We start from the raw sequence: 18965 nt of genomic DNA, 5'->3' as shown, positions 1-18965 counted from the left end.
AAATAGGCAACTTATCGCCGATGAGCAAGATGATTTTTCGAGGGACATCAACATTGAATGAATTTTGCGAGTCGCTTTCCGAAAATGAGGTTGATCTTTATGCATACAGGGGTTACTGTATATCCATACAGTAACTACAGGGCTGGAATGAATATGCACACTTCAGGCTATGCAAATCGCTCAACCTCTCTCTCTTCTACCGCAGGCAATGTCGCGCAGAATTCCGTCGAGCGTGTTTCCACGGGGCTAATCAGTGAAGTGGTTTATCGTGAAGACCAGCCCCTGTTGACGCAACTTCTGTTGTTGCCGTTATTACAACAGCTTGGTCAGCAATCGCGCTGGCAGCTTTGGCTCACGCCTCAGCAAAAACTGAGCCGTGAGTGGGTTCAGTCCGCAGGCCTTCCGCTTACCAAGGTCATGCAAATTAATCAGCTCCCGCCGTGCGATACCGTTGAGTCGATGATCCGCGCGTTACGCACCGGAAATTACAGCGTGGTGATTGGATGGCTACCAGAAGAATTGACGGAAGAGGAACATTTCCGTCTGACGGAAGCAGCCGAAGAAGGGAGTGCGATCGGGTTCATTATGCGTCCGGTTCGATCGGATTCTTACCGCAGAGGACAACTTTCTGGGCTAAAAATTCACTCAAATTTATATCATTGAGTGAAATTAAGATTTTTCCTGGAATTTTTTTTGACCACGAGATGGCATTAAAGTTCCCAGCCTGAAAATCGCGGCAAGGCTTGTCTGGTGCGGTTCTCCTTAATTTTATTGCACAAAATTCGTTCGAAAAATGTTAAATAATCGGTATACGGAACTTTTTTTTTCATATGCCTGACGGACTTCACACTTGTAAGTTTTCAGCTACGTTGTAGACTTTACATCGCCAGGGGTGCTCGGCCTAAGCCGAAGATATCGGTAGATTTATATTTGACCACGCCCCCCGGTGAAGGATTTAACCGTGATTCTCTCCTGAGACTTTCATGGCGAATTTTGGATGATAACGAGGCGCAAAAAATGAAAAAGACAGCTATCGCGATTGCAGTGGCACTGGCTGGCTTCGCTACCGTAGCGCAGGCCGCTCCGAAAGATAATACCTGGTATGCAGGTGGTAAACTGGGCTGGTCTCAGTTCCATGACACCGGCTGGTACAACAGCAGCCTGAACAATGATGGCCCAACTCACGAGAGCCAGCTTGGTGCAGGTGCGTTCGGTGGCTATCAGGTTAACCCGTATGTTGGTTTTGAAATGGGTTACGACTGGTTAGGTCGTATGCCATACAAAGGCGACACCATCAACGGCGCTTTCAAAGCACAGGGCGTTCAGCTGACCGCTAAACTGGGCTACCCAATCACTGACGATCTGGACGTGTACACCCGTCTGGGCGGCATGGTATGGCGCGCAGATTCCAGCAACAACATCTCTGGTGACAACCATGACACCGGTGTTTCCCCAGTATTCGCTGGTGGCGTTGAGTGGGCTATGACCCGTGACATCGCAACCCGTCTGGAATACCAGTGGGTTAACAACATCGGCGACGGCAACACCGTTGGTGTTCGTCCAGACAACGGCATGCTGAGCGTAGGTGTTTCCTACCGTTTCGGCCAGCAGGAAGAAGCAGCTCCAGTTGTTGCTCCAGCGCCGGCTCCAGCTCCAGAAGTACAGACCAAGCACTTCACTCTGAAGTCTGACGTTCTGTTCAACTTCAACAAAGCGACTCTGAAACCAGAAGGCCAGCAGGCACTGGATCAGCTGTACTCTCAGCTGAGCAACCTGGATCCTAAAGACGGTTCCGTAGTGGTTCTGGGCTTCACCGACCGTATCGGTTCTGACGCTTACAACCAGAAACTGTCTGAGAAACGTGCTCAGTCTGTTGTTGATTACCTGATCTCTAAAGGTATCCCAGCTAACAAGATCTCCCCACGTGGTATGGGCGAATCTAACCCAGTTACTGGCAACACCTGTGACAACGTGAAAGCTCGCGCTGCACTGATCGACTGCCTGGCTCCAGATCGTCGCGTAGAGATCGAAGTTAAAGGCATCAAAGACGTTGTAACTCAGCCAGCGGCATAAGTTATCGTCTTATAAAAAAACCCCGCCATGCGGGGTTTTTTATTGTCTGAAGAAAAGAAAAATCTATTTTTTACCCAACAGAGCCTGAAGGTCGTTCTTCAGCGTCGACATCTGGTTGGCGTACTTCTCTTTATGTTCGGCATCCTCAATCAGCTGCACGATGGTTTCCGAAAGCGTTTTGCCCCGCCGTTGTGCCAGCCCAGCCAGGCGTTGCCAGACAACGAACTCCAGATCGATTGATTTTTTGCGAGTGTGCTGATGCTCAGCATTAAAATGCCGTTTGCGTCGGGCACGGATAGTTTGCTTCATCCGGTTCAACAGCGCAGGATTGATGTGTTTCTCAATCCAGCCGTTAACCTGTACCGGTTCATTTTCGAGGGTCAGCAAAATATCCACGGCTTCTTGCGCAGCGCTGGCTTCGATGTAGCAGGTGATCAGCTCCCCTTCACGGTGCTTTTTGACCAGGTACTTCCATTTCCAGCCGCTTTCGAGATTTTCCAGTTGTTGATATTTCATTGCGATCTCAGTGTTACCACGTAACTCTGTTCAGAATATCAGTTTTTTAGCAATCTGCTGAAAAGAAATCATATCCTGTGAGTGAATGCAGCCAATCGCCCTGTCGAAATCCCCGATCCTGCTTGGGTACAGCCCCCCGCTTACGGTATACTCCACGCTTTTACATCTGACTAAAAAACATCAACTTTGACCATTACGAAACTTGCATGGCGTGACCTTGTTCCGGATACCGAAAGTTACCAGGAACTGTTTGCACAGCCCGAACTCGCAAAAGAACACGAATTCATCCTTAGCGATACGCAGCCTCGTTTGCATTATGCGCTGGAGCAGGTGTTAAGCCCATGGGCAACAGCGCCCTTCATGCTGCTCAAGGCCCCGGAAGAAGCGGAATACCTGACGCTGCTCGGTGATGCCGTGCGCCAGCTGAAGCCGGAAGCGAACGCAGTTTTTGGCGGCCAGTATCGTATTGCGGGACATGATGTCACTTTCGAACCGGCGGCGCAGGCCGATGGCCGTTTTGCCGCTAAGGGCGAAGTGATTACCGCTAACTGGGTCGAGGCGGAACAACTCTTTGGTTGTCTGCGCCAGTTTAATGGCGAACTTTCGCTGCAGCCGGGGCTGGTACATCGCGCAAATGGCGGTGTTCTCATCATCTCACTGCGTACCCTGCTCTCGCAGCCGCTGCTGTGGATGCGTCTGAAAACCATCGTCCACCAGCAGCGTTTCGACTGGGTCGGCTACGATGAGTCTCGTCCTCTGCCTGTCTCTGTTCCGTCTATGCCGCTGTCGCTGACCGTCGTGCTGACGGGCGACCGCGAATCGCTGGCGGACTTCCAGGAAATGGAGCCGGAACTGGCTGAGCAGGCGGTGTATAGCGAATACGAAGACAACGTCCAGATTGCTGACGCCGACGATATGGCGCAGTGGTGCCAGTGGGTGATGGCCGTTGCTGAACGTTTTGCGCTGCCAACCCCTGCGGCTGACGCGTGGCCGGGCTTAATCCGCGAAGCGGTACGCTACACCGGTGACCAGGAAACGCTGCCGCTTTGCCCGCTCTGGATCGGCAAACAGCTGCGTGAAGTGGGTGTGATCAGCGGTAACGGGGCGTTTACCGGAGAACAGCTCACTCAGATGCTGGCTCAGCGTGAGTGGCGAGAAGGCTATCTTGCTGACCGTATGCAGGATGAAATTCTGCTGGAACAAATTCTGGTGGAAACCGAAGGCGAACGCGTCGGGCAAATCAACGCCCTGTCGGTGATTGAATTTCCTGGCCATCCGCGCGCATTCGGGGAACCGTCCCGTATCAGCTGCGTTGTGCACATTGGCGATGGCGAATTCACCGATATTGAACGAAAAGCCGAGCTGGGCGGCAACATTCACGCGAAAGGCATGATGATCATGCAGGCGTTTTTGATGTCAGAGCTGCAGCTTGAGCAACAGATCCCCTTCTCCGCCTCGCTGACGTTTGAGCAGTCCTACAGCGAAGTGGATGGCGATAGCGCCTCTATGGCCGAGCTGTGCGCCTTAATCAGCGCCCTGGCGGAAGTGCCCATCAATCAGAACATCGCGATCACCGGTTCGGTGGATCAGTTCGGTCGTGCACAGCCAGTGGGGGGCCTCAACGAAAAAATTGAAGGCTTCTTCTCTATCTGTCAGCAGCGCGGTTTAAACGGCAAACAGGGTGTGATTATTCCTGCTCCCAACGCACGCCATTTGAGCCTCAGTCAGGATATTCTGGATGCGGTTGAGCAAGAGCAATTCGCCATCTGGGCCATCGAAGGGATTGAGGATGCGCTACCCTTACTGACAAATCTGGTTTGGGATGGCGAAGGGCAAACTACCCTGATGCAGACTATCCAGGAGCGCATAGCTCAGGCGACACAGCAGGATGCTCGTCATCGTTATCCATGGCCGTTACGCTGGCTGGGCTGGTTTAGTTCGAACTGATCGGACTTGTTCAGCGTACACGTGTTAGCTATCCTGCGTCCTTCACTAAAATAAGGCTTACTGAGAACATGGTAGATAAACGCGAATCCTATACAAAAGAAGATCTTCTTGCCTCTGGTCGCGGTGAACTGTTTGGCGCTAAAGGCCCACAGTTACCGGCCCCGAACATGCTGATGATGGACCGTGTCGTGAAAATGACCGAAACCGGCGGCAACTTCGATAAGGGTTACGTAGAAGCAGAACTCGATATCAACCCGGACCTGTGGTTCTTCGGTTGCCACTTTATTGGCGATCCGGTAATGCCTGGCTGTCTGGGCCTGGATGCCATGTGGCAGCTGGTTGGCTTCTATCTGGGCTGGCTGGGCGGCGAAGGTAAAGGCCGCGCGCTGGGCGTGGGCGAAGTAAAATTCACTGGCCAGGTTCTGCCTACGGCGAAGAAAGTGACCTATCGTATTCACTTCAAGCGCATCGTTAACCGCCGCCTGATTATGGGCCTGGCAGATGGCGAAGTGCTGGTCGACGGTCGTCTGATCTATAGCGCAAGCGACCTGAAAGTTGGCCTGTTCCAGGATACTTCAGCTTTCTGATCGTGCTTTTGGCACCCCCAGAAAGGCGAAACCTCCGCATTGCGGAGGTTTCTTTTTTGAAAGAGACGTTATCAGGCTATGAGTGCCCTGTCGCCGATGGCTTCTCGCCAGCCTCCAAGCCATTGTGACCTTTGATTTATCGTCTGATAAGGACACATTTCTTTAGAACGTCCAGCGATGCCGGCCTGATAACCACGTTGATGAGCCCGTTCCAGGCGATCTCGTTTCTGTCTCTTCATGCCTCGTTTCCCTCATTCTTTTGTCTGGTGGAAAGAAAACAGTGTCTGCACTAAATGCACAGGCACAGATAACGAATACCCCGAATTAGTCGCATCGTCAATGTTCAAAATTCATACGGGTGTCATATTTGTGAGCTAGCTGGAAGTTCATTTGTACAAAAATTGTGACGTGGCACAAGTAACAAACTGAACTGAAAACGAAAAAAAACCGCAATCAGCAACAGGCCAACTGCGGTTTTTGATGATGAATTTTACTTATGGCAGCCGGGAAATTTCCCTTGCGATACTGGCCGACTCCTGTGCCCAACCCTGAGCCAGGACTTTCACCATTTCGTCATAGCCATCTTTCTGCTGCTTCAGCTCCAGATAGAAAGGACGCTTAATCAGCTGCCCCTGATGGTTCAGCAACCACTCCCCGCTAATCACCACCGCACCGTCATAACGGCCGTGGAAGCCCGTTACCGTGACGTTAAGCGTATCCTGGTCGTTACCCAGCGGCTGCGACGCGACAACCCAGCCCGGAAGCTGACTGCCCAGATTGGCCACCAGCGTATTGCGCAGCTGCTGATCCAGCGGGCTGGCCCACAGGTTGTTCGTCGCTATCACGTATTTTACGTCGCTGGTCTGATAGACCACCCCGTTTCCTGCCAGATAATCCGGCACGGCAACCTGCTCAACCCACAGCTGGCGGTTTCCCTGGCTGGCCGTGCTTTGCCCACCGCTGTGGGTAGCCACAGGCAGCTGATAGTAGCTTTTATTATCTACCCCTGAACTGCATGCCGTTAACAGCAGAGCGCCAACCATCAATAGCCACTTTTTCATTCTTTTGCCCTCTTCGGCTCAGGATCCTTTTTATCTTTCGCTTCGAACACCAGCGCGTTGCTCTTCTCGTTGAGCGTTTTCAGCACCGGCTGCAGTTCACGTAAGACCTGATCAAGACGCTGCATATCTGCCACCATCTTGTTGTAGGCCGCTGAACCCGGCTGGAAGCCCTGCATACTGCGGTTCAGCTCACGCAGCGTTTTCTGCATATCCTGCGGCAGCTGCTGCATACTCTGGCTCGCCGTGATCTTGTTGATGTTATCCAGCGTGGTTTGCAGACGACGCATCGTTGCCTGGCTTTCGCTCAGCGAGTTCGTCGCCGCTTCAATCATCGGATTCAGCGGCAGATTGTTGATCTTATCCAGCGTCTCCATCAGGCGCTGTTGGATCTGAGCCAGACCGCTGCTCACCGTTGGGATGATCTTGTAGCCACCGAATTCACGAATACCGGTAATCGGCGGTGCTTTCGGGTAGAAGTCCATATCCACATACAGCGCGCCCGTCACCAGGTTACCCGTTTTCAGCGACCCGCGCAGACCACGGTTCATCAGTTCGTTAATATGCGCCGCGATATCCTGGTTCTCGCCAATCTGGTTCAGCAGACGCTCCGGCTCGATACGGATCAGCACCGGAATACGATAATCATCGTCCAGCATCTGACTCAGGCCCGGGACAAAGAACGGAACTTGTCCAACCGTACCGAGACGAATGCCGCGGAACTCAACGGGCGCGCCCGGCTGCAGACCGCGGACGGAATCTTTAAAGAACATCAGGAAGTCGATGTGATCGGTATAAAGCGCGTCCTGAATGCTTCGCTGATCGTCAAAGAGTCTGAACGCCGTTTTTTCGGCAACCGGCTGCCCGAGATCCTGCCCTTCCGGCACATCAAAGCTCACCCCGCCGCCAAACAGCGTGGTTAATGATCCCATTTCTACGCGCATCCCCGCCGACGTAAGATCGACCGCGATCCCGCTGTCCTTCCAGAAGCGAACGTTGCTGGTCACCAGACGATCGTTTGGCGCATTGATGAAAAGCTGATAGCTAATGGTACGCTTTTGCGCATCGAAGGTGCTGGTTTCAACGGAACCGACGCGGTAGCCGCGGAACAGTACCGGGTCACCCGCCGTGAGCTGACCCGCTTTTTTGCTGTCGAGGATCACGCGGATACCCTTGGCATCAGGCGGCGCAAGCGGCGGTGAATCCAGAAGCTGGTATTTTCCCGGCTGGCTACCCTTCGTGCCGGGCTGCAGTTCAATATAGGCCCCGGAGAGCAGCGTCCCTAAACCACTGATCCCTTCGCGCCCCACCTGCGGTTTAACGACCCAGAAAACGGAATCGCCATGCAGCAGTTTTTCCATGCCGGCATTAAGGCGCGCCTTAATTTCCACATGGGTTAAATCGTCGGTCAGGGTTGCGCTTTCGACCACGCCCACGTCCACGCTACGGCTTTTGATGGTCGTTTTACCGCCCTCAATCCCCTCGGCATTGGTGGTTATCAGCGTGACTTCCGGTCCCTGATGGCTGTAATGATAAAACAGGATCCATGCACCGATCAGCGCGGTCACGATGGGGAAAATCCACACCGGCGACCAGTTTTTGACCTTCTGCACTTTCGCCTCTCCACTCTTATTTTCCATGCTCTTACTCTTCCTCATGGCTTGATTCAGGCTCACGATCCCACGATAAACGAGGGTCGAAGGTCATGGCCGCAAACATGGTCATAATCACGACCAGTGCAAACATTAAAGCCCCCATCGCGGGATAAATACTCATCAAACCGCCCATCCGCACCAGTGCAGAGAGAACGGCGATGACAAACACGTCAATCATTGACCAGCGTCCGACAAACTCGACCACTTCATAAATCAGGTGCATGCGTTCGCTGTCGCGTTTTCCATGCCCTTTCGCATCCCAACAGAGCCAGGCGATGGCGATCATTTTCAAGGTTGGCACCATAATACTGGCGATAAAGATCACGCCGGCGACAGGATAGGAACCTTCGCCCCACAGCAGTATCACCCCGGCCAGGATCGTCGAGGGCATTTTGTCGCCGAGCAAATCGGTGATCATGATCGGTAGAATATTGGCAGGCAGATACAGCATGATGGAGGTGACCAGCAGCGCCATCGTCCACTGCAGGCTATTTTTACGGCGTACGTGACCTTTCGTTTCGCAGCGCGGACAAACGTCGAGATCGGCGGGCAGCACGGCGGTGCAGCATGGGCAGGAACGCAGCCCCTGACGAATTCCGGGCACGCCGACTTTTACCGTCTGCGCAAGCGTCGGTGCCGGGGCGATATCATCCCACGCCCAGCGCCTGTCCACGCACTGGAAGGCGCGCAGCTGCAGGACACAGTACAGGCACCACGGAATAAAGCTGCTGCCGATCCCCACATCGCCGTACGCCATGAGCTTCACGAAACTGACCAGAATGCCCGCCAGAAAGATCTCGGCCATGCCCCAGCTTTTGAGCTGAAAAAGGATACGCGCGAGCCGGATTTTCAGTAATGAGGGCATCCTGACGCGGTTGACCAGCAAAAGGATAACGACCAGGCAAAAAGCCGGGACTATCTGGACAAACAGGAGAAAAAAGGTGCCGAGGCTGGCGTAATCTTCCGAGAACATCACGCCTGGGATTTCAAGCAAATCCACCTGGCTGGTTATCCCCCCCACCTTCATATAGATGAAGGGGAAGAGATTAGAGAGCAGCAGCATGAACAATGCTGCCAGAGCGTAAGCAGTGGGACGCTGCCGCGGCGCGTCCCACTCGGTTGTCAACGTTGCGCCGCAACGTGGACACAGGGCTTTATGTCCATGACCAAGCTCTGGCAACGCCACGAGCATATCGCATTGCGAGCATAAAATATGCCTGTCGGCATGGTGCTGGTCACACATATGTTATCCCTGTTTATGCGCCGTTTTTCAGAGACTCAAGGTACTCCCAGCGCTCAAATGCTTCTTCCAGGGCTTTTTCAGCCGCGGACAGTTCAGCCAGTACTTTCTGAGTATAGTCATGCGATTGGGTAAAGAATGACGCATCAGCGACCTGTTTTTGCAGATCCTCAAGCGCGGCTTCCAGCTCTTCAAGACGCTGCGGTAGCCCCTCCAGTTCGCGCTGCAGGTTATAGCTTAGTTTAGCCGAGGTTTTCTTGACAGTTTCTGCTTTTGTTACAGCGGGTTCTGAACTTATTTTGGACTTTGACTGTTTCTGCGCCAGAGACTGCGATTGCTGCCCTTTTGCATCATGATAACCGCCTACGTATTGTCCAATTCGCCCTTCACCTTCGAAGATCCAGCACTCGGTTACGGTGTTATCCACGAACTGACGATCGTGGCTGACCAGCATCACGGTCCCCTGATAACCGTCAATCAGTTCTTCGAGTAATTCCAGCGTTTCGACATCCAGGTCGTTCGTTGGTTCATCGAGAATCAACAGGTTACTTGGTTTCAGGAACAGACGCGCCAGCAGCAGACGATTACGCTCTCCGCCAGATAACGCACGGACTGGGGTCATCGCACGTTTCGGATGGAACAGGAAGTCCTGCAGATAGCCCAGCACGTGGCGCGGCTTGCCGTTTACCATTACCTCTTGCTTGCCTTCGGCGAGGTTATCCATCACCGTGCGGTCCGGATCCAGCTCCGCGCGGTGCTGGTCGAAGTAGGCCACTTCCAGCTTAGTCCCACAGTGAATGCGGCCGCTGTTGGCCTGCAGCTGGCCCAGCATCAGCTTCAGCAGCGTGGTTTTACCGCAGCCGTTCGGGCCGATAAGCGCAATTTTGTCACCGCGCTGAACCTGGGCGGAGAAATCTTTCACCAGCACTTTGCCATCAACCTGATAGTTGACGTTTTCCATTTCGAAGACAATCTTGCCGGAACGGGACGCTTCTTCCACCTGCATTTTGGCGCTGCCCATCACTTCACGGCGTTCGCTGCGCTCACGGCGCATTGCCTTCAGAGCGCGCACGCGGCCTTCGTTACGGGTACGGCGGGCCTTGATGCCCTGGCGGATCCACACTTCTTCCTGCGCCAGCTTGCGGTCGAACTCCGCATTCTGCAGCTCTTCCACGCGCAGGTTTTCTTCTTTCTCAAGCAGATAGGTGTCGTAATCGCCAGGATAGGTGACCAGCTTGCCGCGGTCGAGATCGACAATACGCGTTGCCATGTTGCGAATAAACGAACGGTCGTGCGAGATAAAGATGATGGTGCCGCTGAAGGTTTTCAGGAAACCTTCCAGCCAGTCAATCGCTTCGATATCCAGGTGGTTCGTCGGTTCGTCCAGCAGCAGCACCTTCGGCCCGCTGACCAGCGCGCGGCCCAGGGCCGCTTTACGCAGCCAGCCGCCGGAGAGCGCCGACAGCTCCATGTCCGCTTCCAGACCAAGCTGGGCCAGAACCTCGTTAATGCGGTTTTCAAGCTGCCACAGACCGTGATGATCGAGCATCTCCTGCACTTTCGCCAGTTCGTTGAGGTTCTTGTCGCTCGGATCGGTCATCACCAGATGCGAAATCTCATGATAGCGCTTCAGATATTCGGCCTGCTCAGAGATCCCTTCCGCCACGAAATCGTAAACGCTGCCGGTCACGTGACGCGGCGGGTCCTGCTGGAGGCGGGAGACGATCAGATCCTGCTCGTAAACGATGCGGCCGTCATCCAGCCCCTGTTCGCGGTTGAGGATTTTCATCAGCGTGGATTTACCCGCGCCGTTACGGCCCACCAGACAGACGCGCTCGTTATCTTCGATATGCAGCTCTGCATTATCGAGAAGCGGCGAGTCGCTGAAAGAGAGCCACGCGCCGTGCATACTAATTAAAGACATTTATTTTTCCTTTCAGACCGCGGTAATCAACCAGCAGTTATGAATTTGACGGTTACGGGCAAAGTCCTGAGACAGCGTTTTTTGGCTGATTTCTTGTGCTTTCAGTCCCAGGGCTGCTAAGCCGTCATGATCCATACGGAAGCCGCGTTTGTTGTTCGAGAACATAATGGTGCCGCCCTTACGCAGCAGGCGCTTCAGGTCGGTCATCAGGCGCAGGTGATCGCGTTGAACGTCAAAGCTATCCTCCATGCGCTTGGAGTTGGAGAAGGTCGGCGGATCGATAAAGATCAGGTCGAACTGCTCGTCGGTATCACGCAGCCAGCCCAGCACGTCGGCCTGCATCAGTCGGTGCTGACGTCCGGTAAGCCCGTTAAGACGCAGGTTGCGCTCCGCCCACTCCAGATAGGTGCGGGACATATCCACCGTGGTGGTGCTCCGCGCACCGCCCAGACCCGCATGCACGCTCGCGCTGCCGGTATAGGAGAACAGGTTGAGGAAATCTTTGCCCTTGCTCATCTGGCCCAGCATGCGACGGGCGATACGGTGGTCGAGGAACAGGCCGGTATCCAGATAGTCGGTCAGGTTCACCCACAGGCGAGCGTTGTATTCGCCCACTTCGATGAAGTCGCCCTTCTCGCCCATCTTCTGATACTGATTTTTTCCTTTCTGACGCTCGCGGGTTTTAAGCACCAGCTTGTTTGGCGCAATGCCGAGCACGGCGATGGTGGCCGCAATCACATCCAGCATGCGCTGACGCGCTTTTTGCGCATCAATGGTTTTCGGTGGAGCATATTCCTGAATCACCACCCAGTCCGCGTAGCGGTCAACCGCCACGTTGTACTCCGGCAGATCGGCGTCGTACAGGCGGTAGCATTCAATCCCTTCCTGCTTCGCCCACTTCTCGTATTTCTTCAGGTTCTTGCGCAGGCGGTTGGCGTAATCTTCCGCCACGCCGGATGGCTTACTGTCCGCCGCTTTCTCCGCCAGATGGTAGTTTTTCTGCACGCAGTCCAGCGGGCCGTTTTTCGCTTTAAACTGGCGATCGGCACGCAGCTGCAGGCAGCTCAGCAGCTCCGGCGAGGCGCTAAACAGCGACAGGTTCCAGCCGCCGAAGTAGTCCTTCATATTGCGGCCCAGCAGGCTGTGCAGGGCAATCAGCGCCGGCTCGCTGTCCAGACGCTCGCCGTATGGCGGGTTGCTGATCACGGTACCGTACGGACCTTTTGGCAGCGGGTTGGTCAGATTCGCCACGTCTTTCACCTCAAAGGTGACCAGCTCGCCGATACCGGCGCGACGGGCGTTGCTGCGCGCGCGTTCGATTACGCGCGGGTCGCTGTCCGAACCGTAGAAGTGGGAGGTGTACTCCGCCAGACCTTTACGCGCGCGGGTCTGCGCGTCGTCTTTGACCTCTTTCCAGAGCGCTTCGTCGTGCTGCGCCCAGCCTTTAAAGCCCCAGTGGCCGCGATGCAGGCCCGGCGCGCGGTCGGTTGCCAGCATGGCCGCTTCAATCAGCAACGTACCGGAACCACACATAGGATCGAGCAGCGGCGTGCCCGGCTGCCAGCCGGAGCGCATTACAATGGCGGCGGCCAGGGTTTCTTTAATTGGCGCCATACCGGTACGATCGCGGTAGCCGCGCAGGTGCAGGCCCGCGCCGCTCAGATCGAGAGAAATACTCGCCGTGTCGCCGTTGAGCCAGACGTTAATACGCAGATCCGGGTTTTCGCGATCGACGTTTGGACGTTCCTTATTTTTACGCGTGAAGCAGTCCACAATGGCGTCTTTTACGCGCAGGGCACCGTACTGGCTGTTGCGGATCTCGTCGTTCACGCCGTTGAAATGCACCGCAAAGGTGGCATTGGGCGTGAAGATCTCTGTCCAGTCGATCATCTGTACGCCGGTATAGAGGTCCAGGTCGCTATAGACCTTGCACTCCTTCATCGGCAGCATGATGCGCGACGCCAGACGGCTCCACATCAGGCTCTGGTAAATAAGCCGCGTGTCGCCCTCAAAATGGACACCACCCTGAACCACCTGGCACTCTTGCGCGCCCAGGCTTTCCAGTTCAGTTTTTAACAGCTCTTCCAGCCCACGGGCCGTACTGGCAAACAGAGAATTCATATCGTCACTTTTACTCTTAGAAAATTGTCGCGCATTATAGCTAATATGGCGTGTATGTCATAAAGTTGAAGGCTTATTTTCATTTGTGGGAGTGTGCAGTGGCGACGTTATCCAGGCTTTTTATTCATCCGGTGAAATCCATGCGCGGCATCGGCGTCTCTCACGCGCTGGCCGACATGAGCGGATTCGCCTTCGATCGTATTTTTATGGTCACCGAGCCTGACGGCACGTTCATTACCGCACGCCAGTTCCCGCAGATGGTTCGCTTTACCCCTTCCCCGCTACATGACGGTTTACACCTTACCGCACCGGACGGTTCCAGCGCGGTCATTCGCTTTGCTGATTTTGCGCCTGTCGATGCGCCAACGGAAGTGTGGGGCAATCATTTTACCGCGCGCATCGCCCCGGATGAGATTAACCGCTGGCTGAGCGGTTTCTTCTCTCGTGACGTGCAGCTGCGCTGGGTAGGTCCTGAACTGACGCGTCGCGTTAAGCGCCATGACGCCGTTCCCCTCTCCTTCGCCGATGGTTTCCCGTTCCTGCTGACTAACGAAGCCTCGCTGCGTGATTTACAAGGCCGCTGCAAGGCCAGCGTTCAGATGGAACAGTTCCGTCCGAACCTGGTGGTCACGGGCGCCGACGCCTGGGAAGAAGACACATGGAAAGTGATCCGCATCGGCAGCGTCATCTTTGATGTCGTAAAACCCTGCAGCCGCTGCATTTTCACTACGGTGAGCCCTGAGAAAGGCCAGAAGCACCCTTCCGGCGAACCGCTGAAGACGCTGCAGTCGTTCCGCACCGCGCAGGACAACGGCGATGTGGATTTCGGCCAGAACCTGATCCCGCGCTCCAGCGGCGCAATCCGCGTCGGTGATGAGGTAGAAATTCTTGCCAGAGGGCCTGCAAAAGCGTACGGCTCAGGTCAGGAAGAAGAAACGGTCGACGTTGTGACGAATGTCGCCTCTGCGGTAGATATTCACTGGCAGGGCAACGTCATCCGTGGCAACAACCAGCAGGTATTACTGGAGCAACTGGAGCAGGCTGGTATTCGCGTACCCTATTCCTGTCGCGCAGGCATTTGCGGATGCTGCCGCATCAGGCTGGTGGATGGAGAGGTCAGTGCGCTGAAAAAATCGGCAATTGGAAATGACGGCACAATTCTGTGCTGTAGCTGCATACCGAAAACGTCCGTACAGCTGGAAGCTTAAACCGCCTGTTCAAGGCTGAAGGAGTCTACGCGCAGCTGCGGCTTCAGCCTGTCGTTCATCACTTTAATGGCATCGCCAAGCTGCATCGTCCGCCCGGCAATGGTTACGCCGGGCTGTGCCAGCAGGCAGAGCGCAGCATTTTCGCCAGGCTCAACCACCAGCAGGCTCACCTCTTCTGCGGTATCGCTCAGATTGACGCTGGCCGCGTCACCCGTTGCCGGGGTCCAGCTCATACCATGCGCAAGAAAATGCCAGCTTTTTGGCATTTGTGGTTTCAGGAAGCGGATAGCCACCAGCGCATTTAATACCAGCTCGGCACGCTGCTCTTTAGAGAGCACCAGATCCCGGCATTTTTCTTCAAAGGAGAAATAAAGCGCCGCATCGTCAACGCAAAAGCCCGACGGGGAAAATGCATCCGGGGTTAACATTCGGCGGGCAAAACGAGAACGAAACAACATACCATTGGCTAAATCGAGCATCATTCGGTCATGCTCGTCGCAAAAATACCAGCGCCAGTTATCGTCAGGTTTAATTCGCATGTGTCTCTCCCGTCCCCAAACGTCCTGTACTAAAAATGTCCTGTTTGCCGCCTCGTTTATAACACCATTAATAAAAGACTATAATGACTAAATAAGCAACAGTGACGGAATATAAAACAACCAGGGCTGGAAATAAAGCCCTGGTTGTCTGATTAAGAGAAAAGATTAGATATGAGTAACGATTTCTTTAATCAGCGGCGGTCCTTTAAAAATAAAGCCGGAATAGATTTGCACCAGTGACGCACCTGCCGCCATCTTCTCGCGTGCAGCAATCACTGAGTCAATGCCGCCGACGCCAATAATCGGCAGACGTCCTTTTAATTCCGCAGACAGGGCGCGAATAATTTCGGTGCTTTTTAATTGCACCGGACGTCCACTTAACCCACCCGCTTCGTCACAGTTTTTCATTCCCTGCACGAGGGAACGATCGAGAGTGGTATTGGTCGCAATAACACCATCAATATTATGGCGAACCAAACTGTCGGCAACCTGGATCAATTCTTCAGGAGAAAGATCCGGGGCGATCTTAACCGCGACCGGAACATATTTATGGTGGATCGTCTGGAGTTCATTTTGTTTATTTTTAATGGCACTCAGAAGATCGTCCAGCGCTTCGCCATATTGTAAGGAACGCAGACCCGGAGTATTGGGTGAAGAAATATTCACCGCGATATAACCGGCATAGGCGTAGACTTTTTCCATACAAATCAGATAGTCATCTTTACCCTGCTCTACCGGCGTGTCTTTATTTTTACCGATATTGATGCCTAATATCCCGTCAAAATGGGCTTTTTTTACGTTCTCAACCAGGTGATCAACACCGAGGTTATTAAAGCCCATGCGGTTGATGAGCCCTTCGGCTTCAACCAGGCGGAACAGGCGCGGCTTGTCATTTCCCGGCTGCGGGCGCGGCGTGACGGTGCCGATTTCAATGGAGCCAAAGCCCATCGCGCCCAGGGCATCAATGCACTCGCCATTTTTGTCCAGACCGGCCGCCAGACCCAGCGGATTTTTAAAGGTCAGACCCATGCACTGCACAGGTTTTTCCGGCACATTCTGACGCACCAGAGCGGCCAGCGGCGTTCCGGTAATACGACGTAATTGCTGGAATGTAAATTCATGAGCGCGCTCAGGGTCGAGCTGGAAAAGGGCTTTACGAACGAAGGGGTAGTACATGAACTCTCCTGGATTCCCGGTGTGCAAACCGGGAGGGGATTATGGGCGATCCACGCGCGAAAGGGAATTGACCTGCGGCAAAAAATCAGCGCAAAACGCAATCGTTTACCTTCCCGTCTATTTCTTATGCACTTTTTCGCATTTTAATTGCAGATAAATCATTTAGTGGAATAACCGCGCGGTGTCACACTCCTGAAAATTGTTATGAATGTTAGATAAAAGCAAACAATTGGTTATAAGGAGGAAGTATGCGCGTCATTACCCTGGCCGGAAGTCCACGATTCCCTTCGCGCTCCAGCGCCCTGCTGGAATATGCCCGCGAAAAACTCAATGCCCTGGATGTGGAAGTGTGCCACTGGAACCTGCATAACTTCGAACCTGAAGATCTGCTCTATGCCCGTTTCGACAGCCCTGCGCTTAAAACGCTCATCGAGCAGCTTAACGGCGCTGACGGCTTAATTGTGGCAACGCCTATTTATAAAGCCTCCTTTTCCGGGGCGCTGAAAACCCTGCTCGATCTGCTTCCGGAGCGCGCCCTGGACGGCAAAGTCGTACTGCCGCTGGCAACGGGCGGTACGGTTGCCCATTTATTGGCCGTGGATTATGCCCTGAAGCCGGTGCTGAACGCGTTGAAAGCGCAGGAGATCCTCCATGGAGTTTTCGCAGATGACTCCCAGGTTATCGATTATCAACATAAACCTCATTTTACGCCGAACCTGCAAACCCGCCTCGATAACGCACTGGAAACCTTCTGGCACGCTCTGCACCGCAGGGATATCCAGGCCCCGGCGTTTGGTCAGCCTCAAGGAGTCGCACATGTTTAAAACGTTAACCCGTATCGGACTGGCAGGTCTGATGGTACTTACCTCGCTGGCCCATGCCGCAGAAACGGCTCCGGAAAGTTTGCGCATTGGCTATCAGAAAGGCAGCGTCAGCATGGTGCTGGCGAAAAGCCACCAGCTGCTGGAAAAACGCTTCCCGGACACCAAATTCTCCTGGGTGGAGTTCCCAGCTGGCCCGCAGATGCTGGAGGCCCTGAACGTCGGCAGTATCGATCTCGGCAGCACGGGCGATATTCCACCGATATTTGCCCAGGCGGCGGGAGCGGACCTCGTCTATGTTGGCGTTGAGCCGCCCAAACCGAAGGCCGAAGTGATTCTGGTGCCTGAAAACAGCGACATCAAAAGCGTCGCCGACCTCAAAGGGCATAAAGTGGCTTTCCAGAAAGGTTCCAGCTCACACAACCTGCTGCTGCGTGCCCTGCAGGAAGCCGGGCTGAAGTTCACTGACATTCAGCCTGTTTACCTGACGCCTGCCGACGCCCGCGCCGCGTTCCAGCAGAAGAACGTTGATGCCTGGGCCATCTGGGATCCGTACTACTCCGCCGCATTGCTGCAGGGCGGCGTTCGCGTGCTGAAAGACGGTACCACGCTGAAGCAGACAGGCTCGTTTTATCTGGCCGCGCGTCCTTATGCTGAAAAGAACGGCGCATTTATTCAGGGCGTACTGGATACCTTTACCCAGGCCGATGCGCTGACCCAGACCCAGCGTCAGGAGAGCATTGCCCTGCTGGCGAAAACCATGGGCTTACCTGAGCCGGTGATCGCGAGCTATCTCAACCACCGTCCGCCGACCACCATTACGCCAGTAGACGCGCACGTCGCTGCGCTTCAGCAACAAACGGCTGACCTTTTCTATCAAAACCACCTGGTGCCAAAACAGGTCACTATTCGCGAACGCATCTGGCAGCCCGCAGGCAAAGAAGGAGCTAAATCATGAGTCTGAATCTTTTCTGGTTTTTACCCACCCACGGTGATGGACACTATCTTGGTACAGAAGAGGGCTCGCGCCCGGTTGACCACGGCTACCTGCAGCAGATTGCGCAGGCGGCGGACCGAATCGGTTTCACCGGGGTGCTGATCCCGACCGGACGTTCATGTGAAGATGCCTGGCTGGTCGCCGCGTCGATGATCCCGGTCACCCAGCGTCTGAAGTTCCTGGTTGCGTTACGCCCGAGCGTGGTCTCACCCACCGTGGCGGCGCGTCAGGCGGCAACGCTGGACAGGCTGTCCAACGGTCGCGCCCTGTTTAACCTGGTGACGGGCAGCGATCCGCAGGAGCTGGCGGGCGATGGGGTGTTCCTCGACCATACCGAGCGCTATGAAGCCTCCGCCGAGTTCACCCGCGTCTGGCGACGTCTGCTGGAAGGTGAAACCGTCACCTTTGAAGGCAAGCATATTCACGTTCGTGACGCGAAACTCTACTTCCCACCGGTTCAGCAGCCGCGACCGCCGCTCTATTTTGGCGGATCTTCGGATGTGGCCCAGGATCTGGCGGCAGAGCAGGTCGATCTCTATCTTACCTGGGGCGAACCGCCTGAGCTGGTGAAAGAAAAAATTGCCCAGGTACGCGCTAAGGCGGCCGCCCATGGCCGCAAGGTGCGCTTCGGTATTCGCCTGCACGTAATCGTACGCGAAACCAATGAAGAAGCCTGGCAGGCCGCCGACCGTCTGATTTCCCATCTGGACGATGAGACCATCGCCAGGGCGCAGGCCGCGTTTGCCAAAACCGACTCCGTCGGACAGCACCGAATGGCGTCCCTGCACAACGGCAAGCGCGAGAATCTGGAGATCAGCCCGAACCTGTGGGCGGGCGTCGGCCTGGTGCGCGGCGGTGCGGGCACGGCGCTGGTCGGCGACGGTCCGACCGTAGCTGCCCGGATTAATGAATACGCTGACCTGGGTATCGACAGCTTTATTCTCTCCGGTTACCCGCATCTTGAAGAGGCGTACAAGGTGGGCGAGCTGTTATTCCCGCATCTGGATGTTGCCATTCCGGAAATTCCGCAGCCGCAGCGGCTTCAGCTTCAGGGCGAAGCCGTGGCGAACGAGTTTATTCCACGCAAAGCCGCACAGAGCTAA

At 54.7% G+C, this 18965-nt stretch carries 17 protein-coding genes; 8 read left to right on the top strand and 9 right to left on the bottom strand.

Annotated elements, in window-relative coordinates; genetic code table 11:
* The first annotated feature begins 153 nt into the window (after positions 1-153).
* Both sulA and ompA read left to right on the top strand, forming a co-directional pair.
* Positions 154-663 (top strand): SOS-induced cell division inhibitor SulA, encoded by a 510-nt coding sequence (sulA, locus tag ACMGGX_RS17200; RefSeq protein WP_038417560.1) that lies wholly within the window; start codon positions 154-156, stop codon positions 661-663.
* Positions 664-1017: 354 nt separating this feature from the next.
* Positions 1018-2073, top strand: a complete 1056-nt coding sequence (gene ompA, locus ACMGGX_RS17195; RefSeq protein ID WP_115504044.1) for a porin OmpA — start codon at positions 1018-1020, stop codon at positions 2071-2073.
* A 63-nt stretch (positions 2074-2136) separates the two neighbouring features.
* Here the strand turns inward: ompA and matP are convergent, their stop codons facing one another.
* Positions 2137-2589 carry a macrodomain Ter protein MatP gene (gene matP, locus ACMGGX_RS17190; RefSeq protein ID WP_008499929.1) on the bottom strand — a complete coding sequence of 151 codons (453 nt, stop codon included), beginning with the start codon at positions 2587-2589 and terminating at the stop codon, positions 2137-2139.
* Positions 2590-2775: 186 nt separating this feature from the next.
* Here matP and ACMGGX_RS17185 point away from each other — a divergent pair, with 186 nt between their 5' ends.
* Both ACMGGX_RS17185 and fabA read left to right on the top strand, forming a co-directional pair.
* Complete coding sequence (locus tag ACMGGX_RS17185) at positions 2776-4536, top strand: Lon protease family protein (RefSeq protein WP_348560854.1); 1761 nt, start codon at positions 2776-2778, stop codon at positions 4534-4536.
* Positions 4537-4604: 68 nt separating this feature from the next.
* Positions 4605-5123, top strand: coding sequence for a 3-hydroxyacyl-[acyl-carrier-protein] dehydratase FabA (fabA, locus tag ACMGGX_RS17180; protein ID WP_008499931.1), 519 nt, complete (start codon positions 4605-4607; stop codon positions 5121-5123).
* Between the two features lie 71 nt (positions 5124-5194).
* Here the strand turns inward: fabA and rmf are convergent, their stop codons facing one another.
* From rmf to rlmKL, 6 genes are all read right to left on the bottom strand, one after another.
* Positions 5195-5362: a ribosome modulation factor gene (gene rmf, locus ACMGGX_RS17175; protein ID WP_013097261.1), complete on the bottom strand. Its 168-nt coding sequence runs from the start codon at positions 5360-5362 to the stop codon at positions 5195-5197.
* 255 nt (positions 5363-5617) lie between these two features.
* Positions 5618-6184 (bottom strand): membrane integrity-associated transporter subunit PqiC, encoded by a 567-nt coding sequence (pqiC, locus tag ACMGGX_RS17170; RefSeq protein WP_420298647.1) that lies wholly within the window; start codon positions 6182-6184, stop codon positions 5618-5620.
* The gene (gene pqiB, locus ACMGGX_RS17165) at positions 6181-7821 is read right to left on the bottom strand and encodes an intermembrane transport protein PqiB (RefSeq protein WP_023311025.1); all 1641 of its coding nucleotides are present in this window, start codon (positions 7819-7821) and stop codon (positions 6181-6183) included. Before pqiB ends, pqiC begins: the two co-directional genes overlap by 4 nt.
* A gap of 4 nt (positions 7822-7825) precedes the next feature.
* On the bottom strand, positions 7826-9079 hold the full coding sequence (pqiA, locus tag ACMGGX_RS17160; protein ID WP_325760170.1) for a membrane integrity-associated transporter subunit PqiA: 1254 nt from the start codon (positions 9077-9079) through the stop codon (positions 7826-7828).
* A 13-nt stretch (positions 9080-9092) separates the two neighbouring features.
* Positions 9093-11000: an ABC transporter ATP-binding protein gene (locus tag ACMGGX_RS17155; RefSeq protein ID WP_368743673.1), complete on the bottom strand. Its 1908-nt coding sequence runs from the start codon at positions 10998-11000 to the stop codon at positions 9093-9095.
* Between the two features lie 12 nt (positions 11001-11012).
* Entirely contained in the window at positions 11013-13121 is a 2109-nt protein-coding gene (gene rlmKL / locus ACMGGX_RS17150; protein WP_126787253.1) for a bifunctional 23S rRNA (guanine(2069)-N(7))-methyltransferase RlmK/23S rRNA (guanine(2445)-N(2))-methyltransferase RlmL, read from the bottom strand.
* 98 nt (positions 13122-13219) lie between these two features.
* Between rlmKL and ACMGGX_RS17145 the strand changes: the two genes are divergently transcribed.
* Positions 13220-14329: a YcbX family protein gene (locus ACMGGX_RS17145; RefSeq protein ID WP_420298646.1), complete on the top strand. Its 1110-nt coding sequence runs from the start codon at positions 13220-13222 to the stop codon at positions 14327-14329.
* Here ACMGGX_RS17145 and zapC read toward each other — a convergent pair.
* Positions 14326-14868 (bottom strand): cell division protein ZapC, encoded by a 543-nt coding sequence (gene zapC, locus ACMGGX_RS17140; protein WP_023311020.1) that lies wholly within the window; start codon positions 14866-14868, stop codon positions 14326-14328. The two genes, ACMGGX_RS17145 and zapC, sit on opposite strands and share 4 nt — an antisense overlap.
* A gap of 165 nt (positions 14869-15033) precedes the next feature.
* Positions 15034-16044, bottom strand: a complete 1011-nt coding sequence (gene pyrD, locus ACMGGX_RS17135; protein ID WP_023311019.1) for a quinone-dependent dihydroorotate dehydrogenase — start codon at positions 16042-16044, stop codon at positions 15034-15036.
* Positions 16045-16292: 248 nt separating this feature from the next.
* On the opposite strand from pyrD, the gene ssuE reads away from it, so the two are divergent.
* The 3 genes from ssuE to ssuD are packed head-to-tail and all read left to right on the top strand — an operon-like array spanning position 16293 to position 18965.
* Entirely contained in the window at positions 16293-16868 is a 576-nt protein-coding gene (gene ssuE, locus ACMGGX_RS17130; protein ID WP_008499940.1) for an NADPH-dependent FMN reductase, read from the top strand.
* Entirely contained in the window at positions 16861-17823 is a 963-nt protein-coding gene (locus ACMGGX_RS17125; RefSeq protein WP_348560850.1) for a sulfonate ABC transporter substrate-binding protein, read from the top strand. Before ssuE ends, ACMGGX_RS17125 begins: the two co-directional genes overlap by 8 nt.
* Positions 17820-18965 (top strand): FMNH2-dependent alkanesulfonate monooxygenase, encoded by a 1146-nt coding sequence (gene ssuD, locus ACMGGX_RS17120; protein WP_039261601.1) that lies wholly within the window; start codon positions 17820-17822, stop codon positions 18963-18965. The genes ACMGGX_RS17125 and ssuD overlap by 4 nt, the downstream gene beginning before the upstream one ends.

Origin of the sequence: Enterobacter sp. BNK-29, assembly GCF_048684785.1 — a bacterium.
GTDB classification, from domain to species: domain Bacteria; phylum Pseudomonadota; class Gammaproteobacteria; order Enterobacterales; family Enterobacteriaceae; genus Enterobacter; species Enterobacter cloacae_M.
This window is presented reverse-complemented; position numbering and strand designations above follow the sequence as displayed.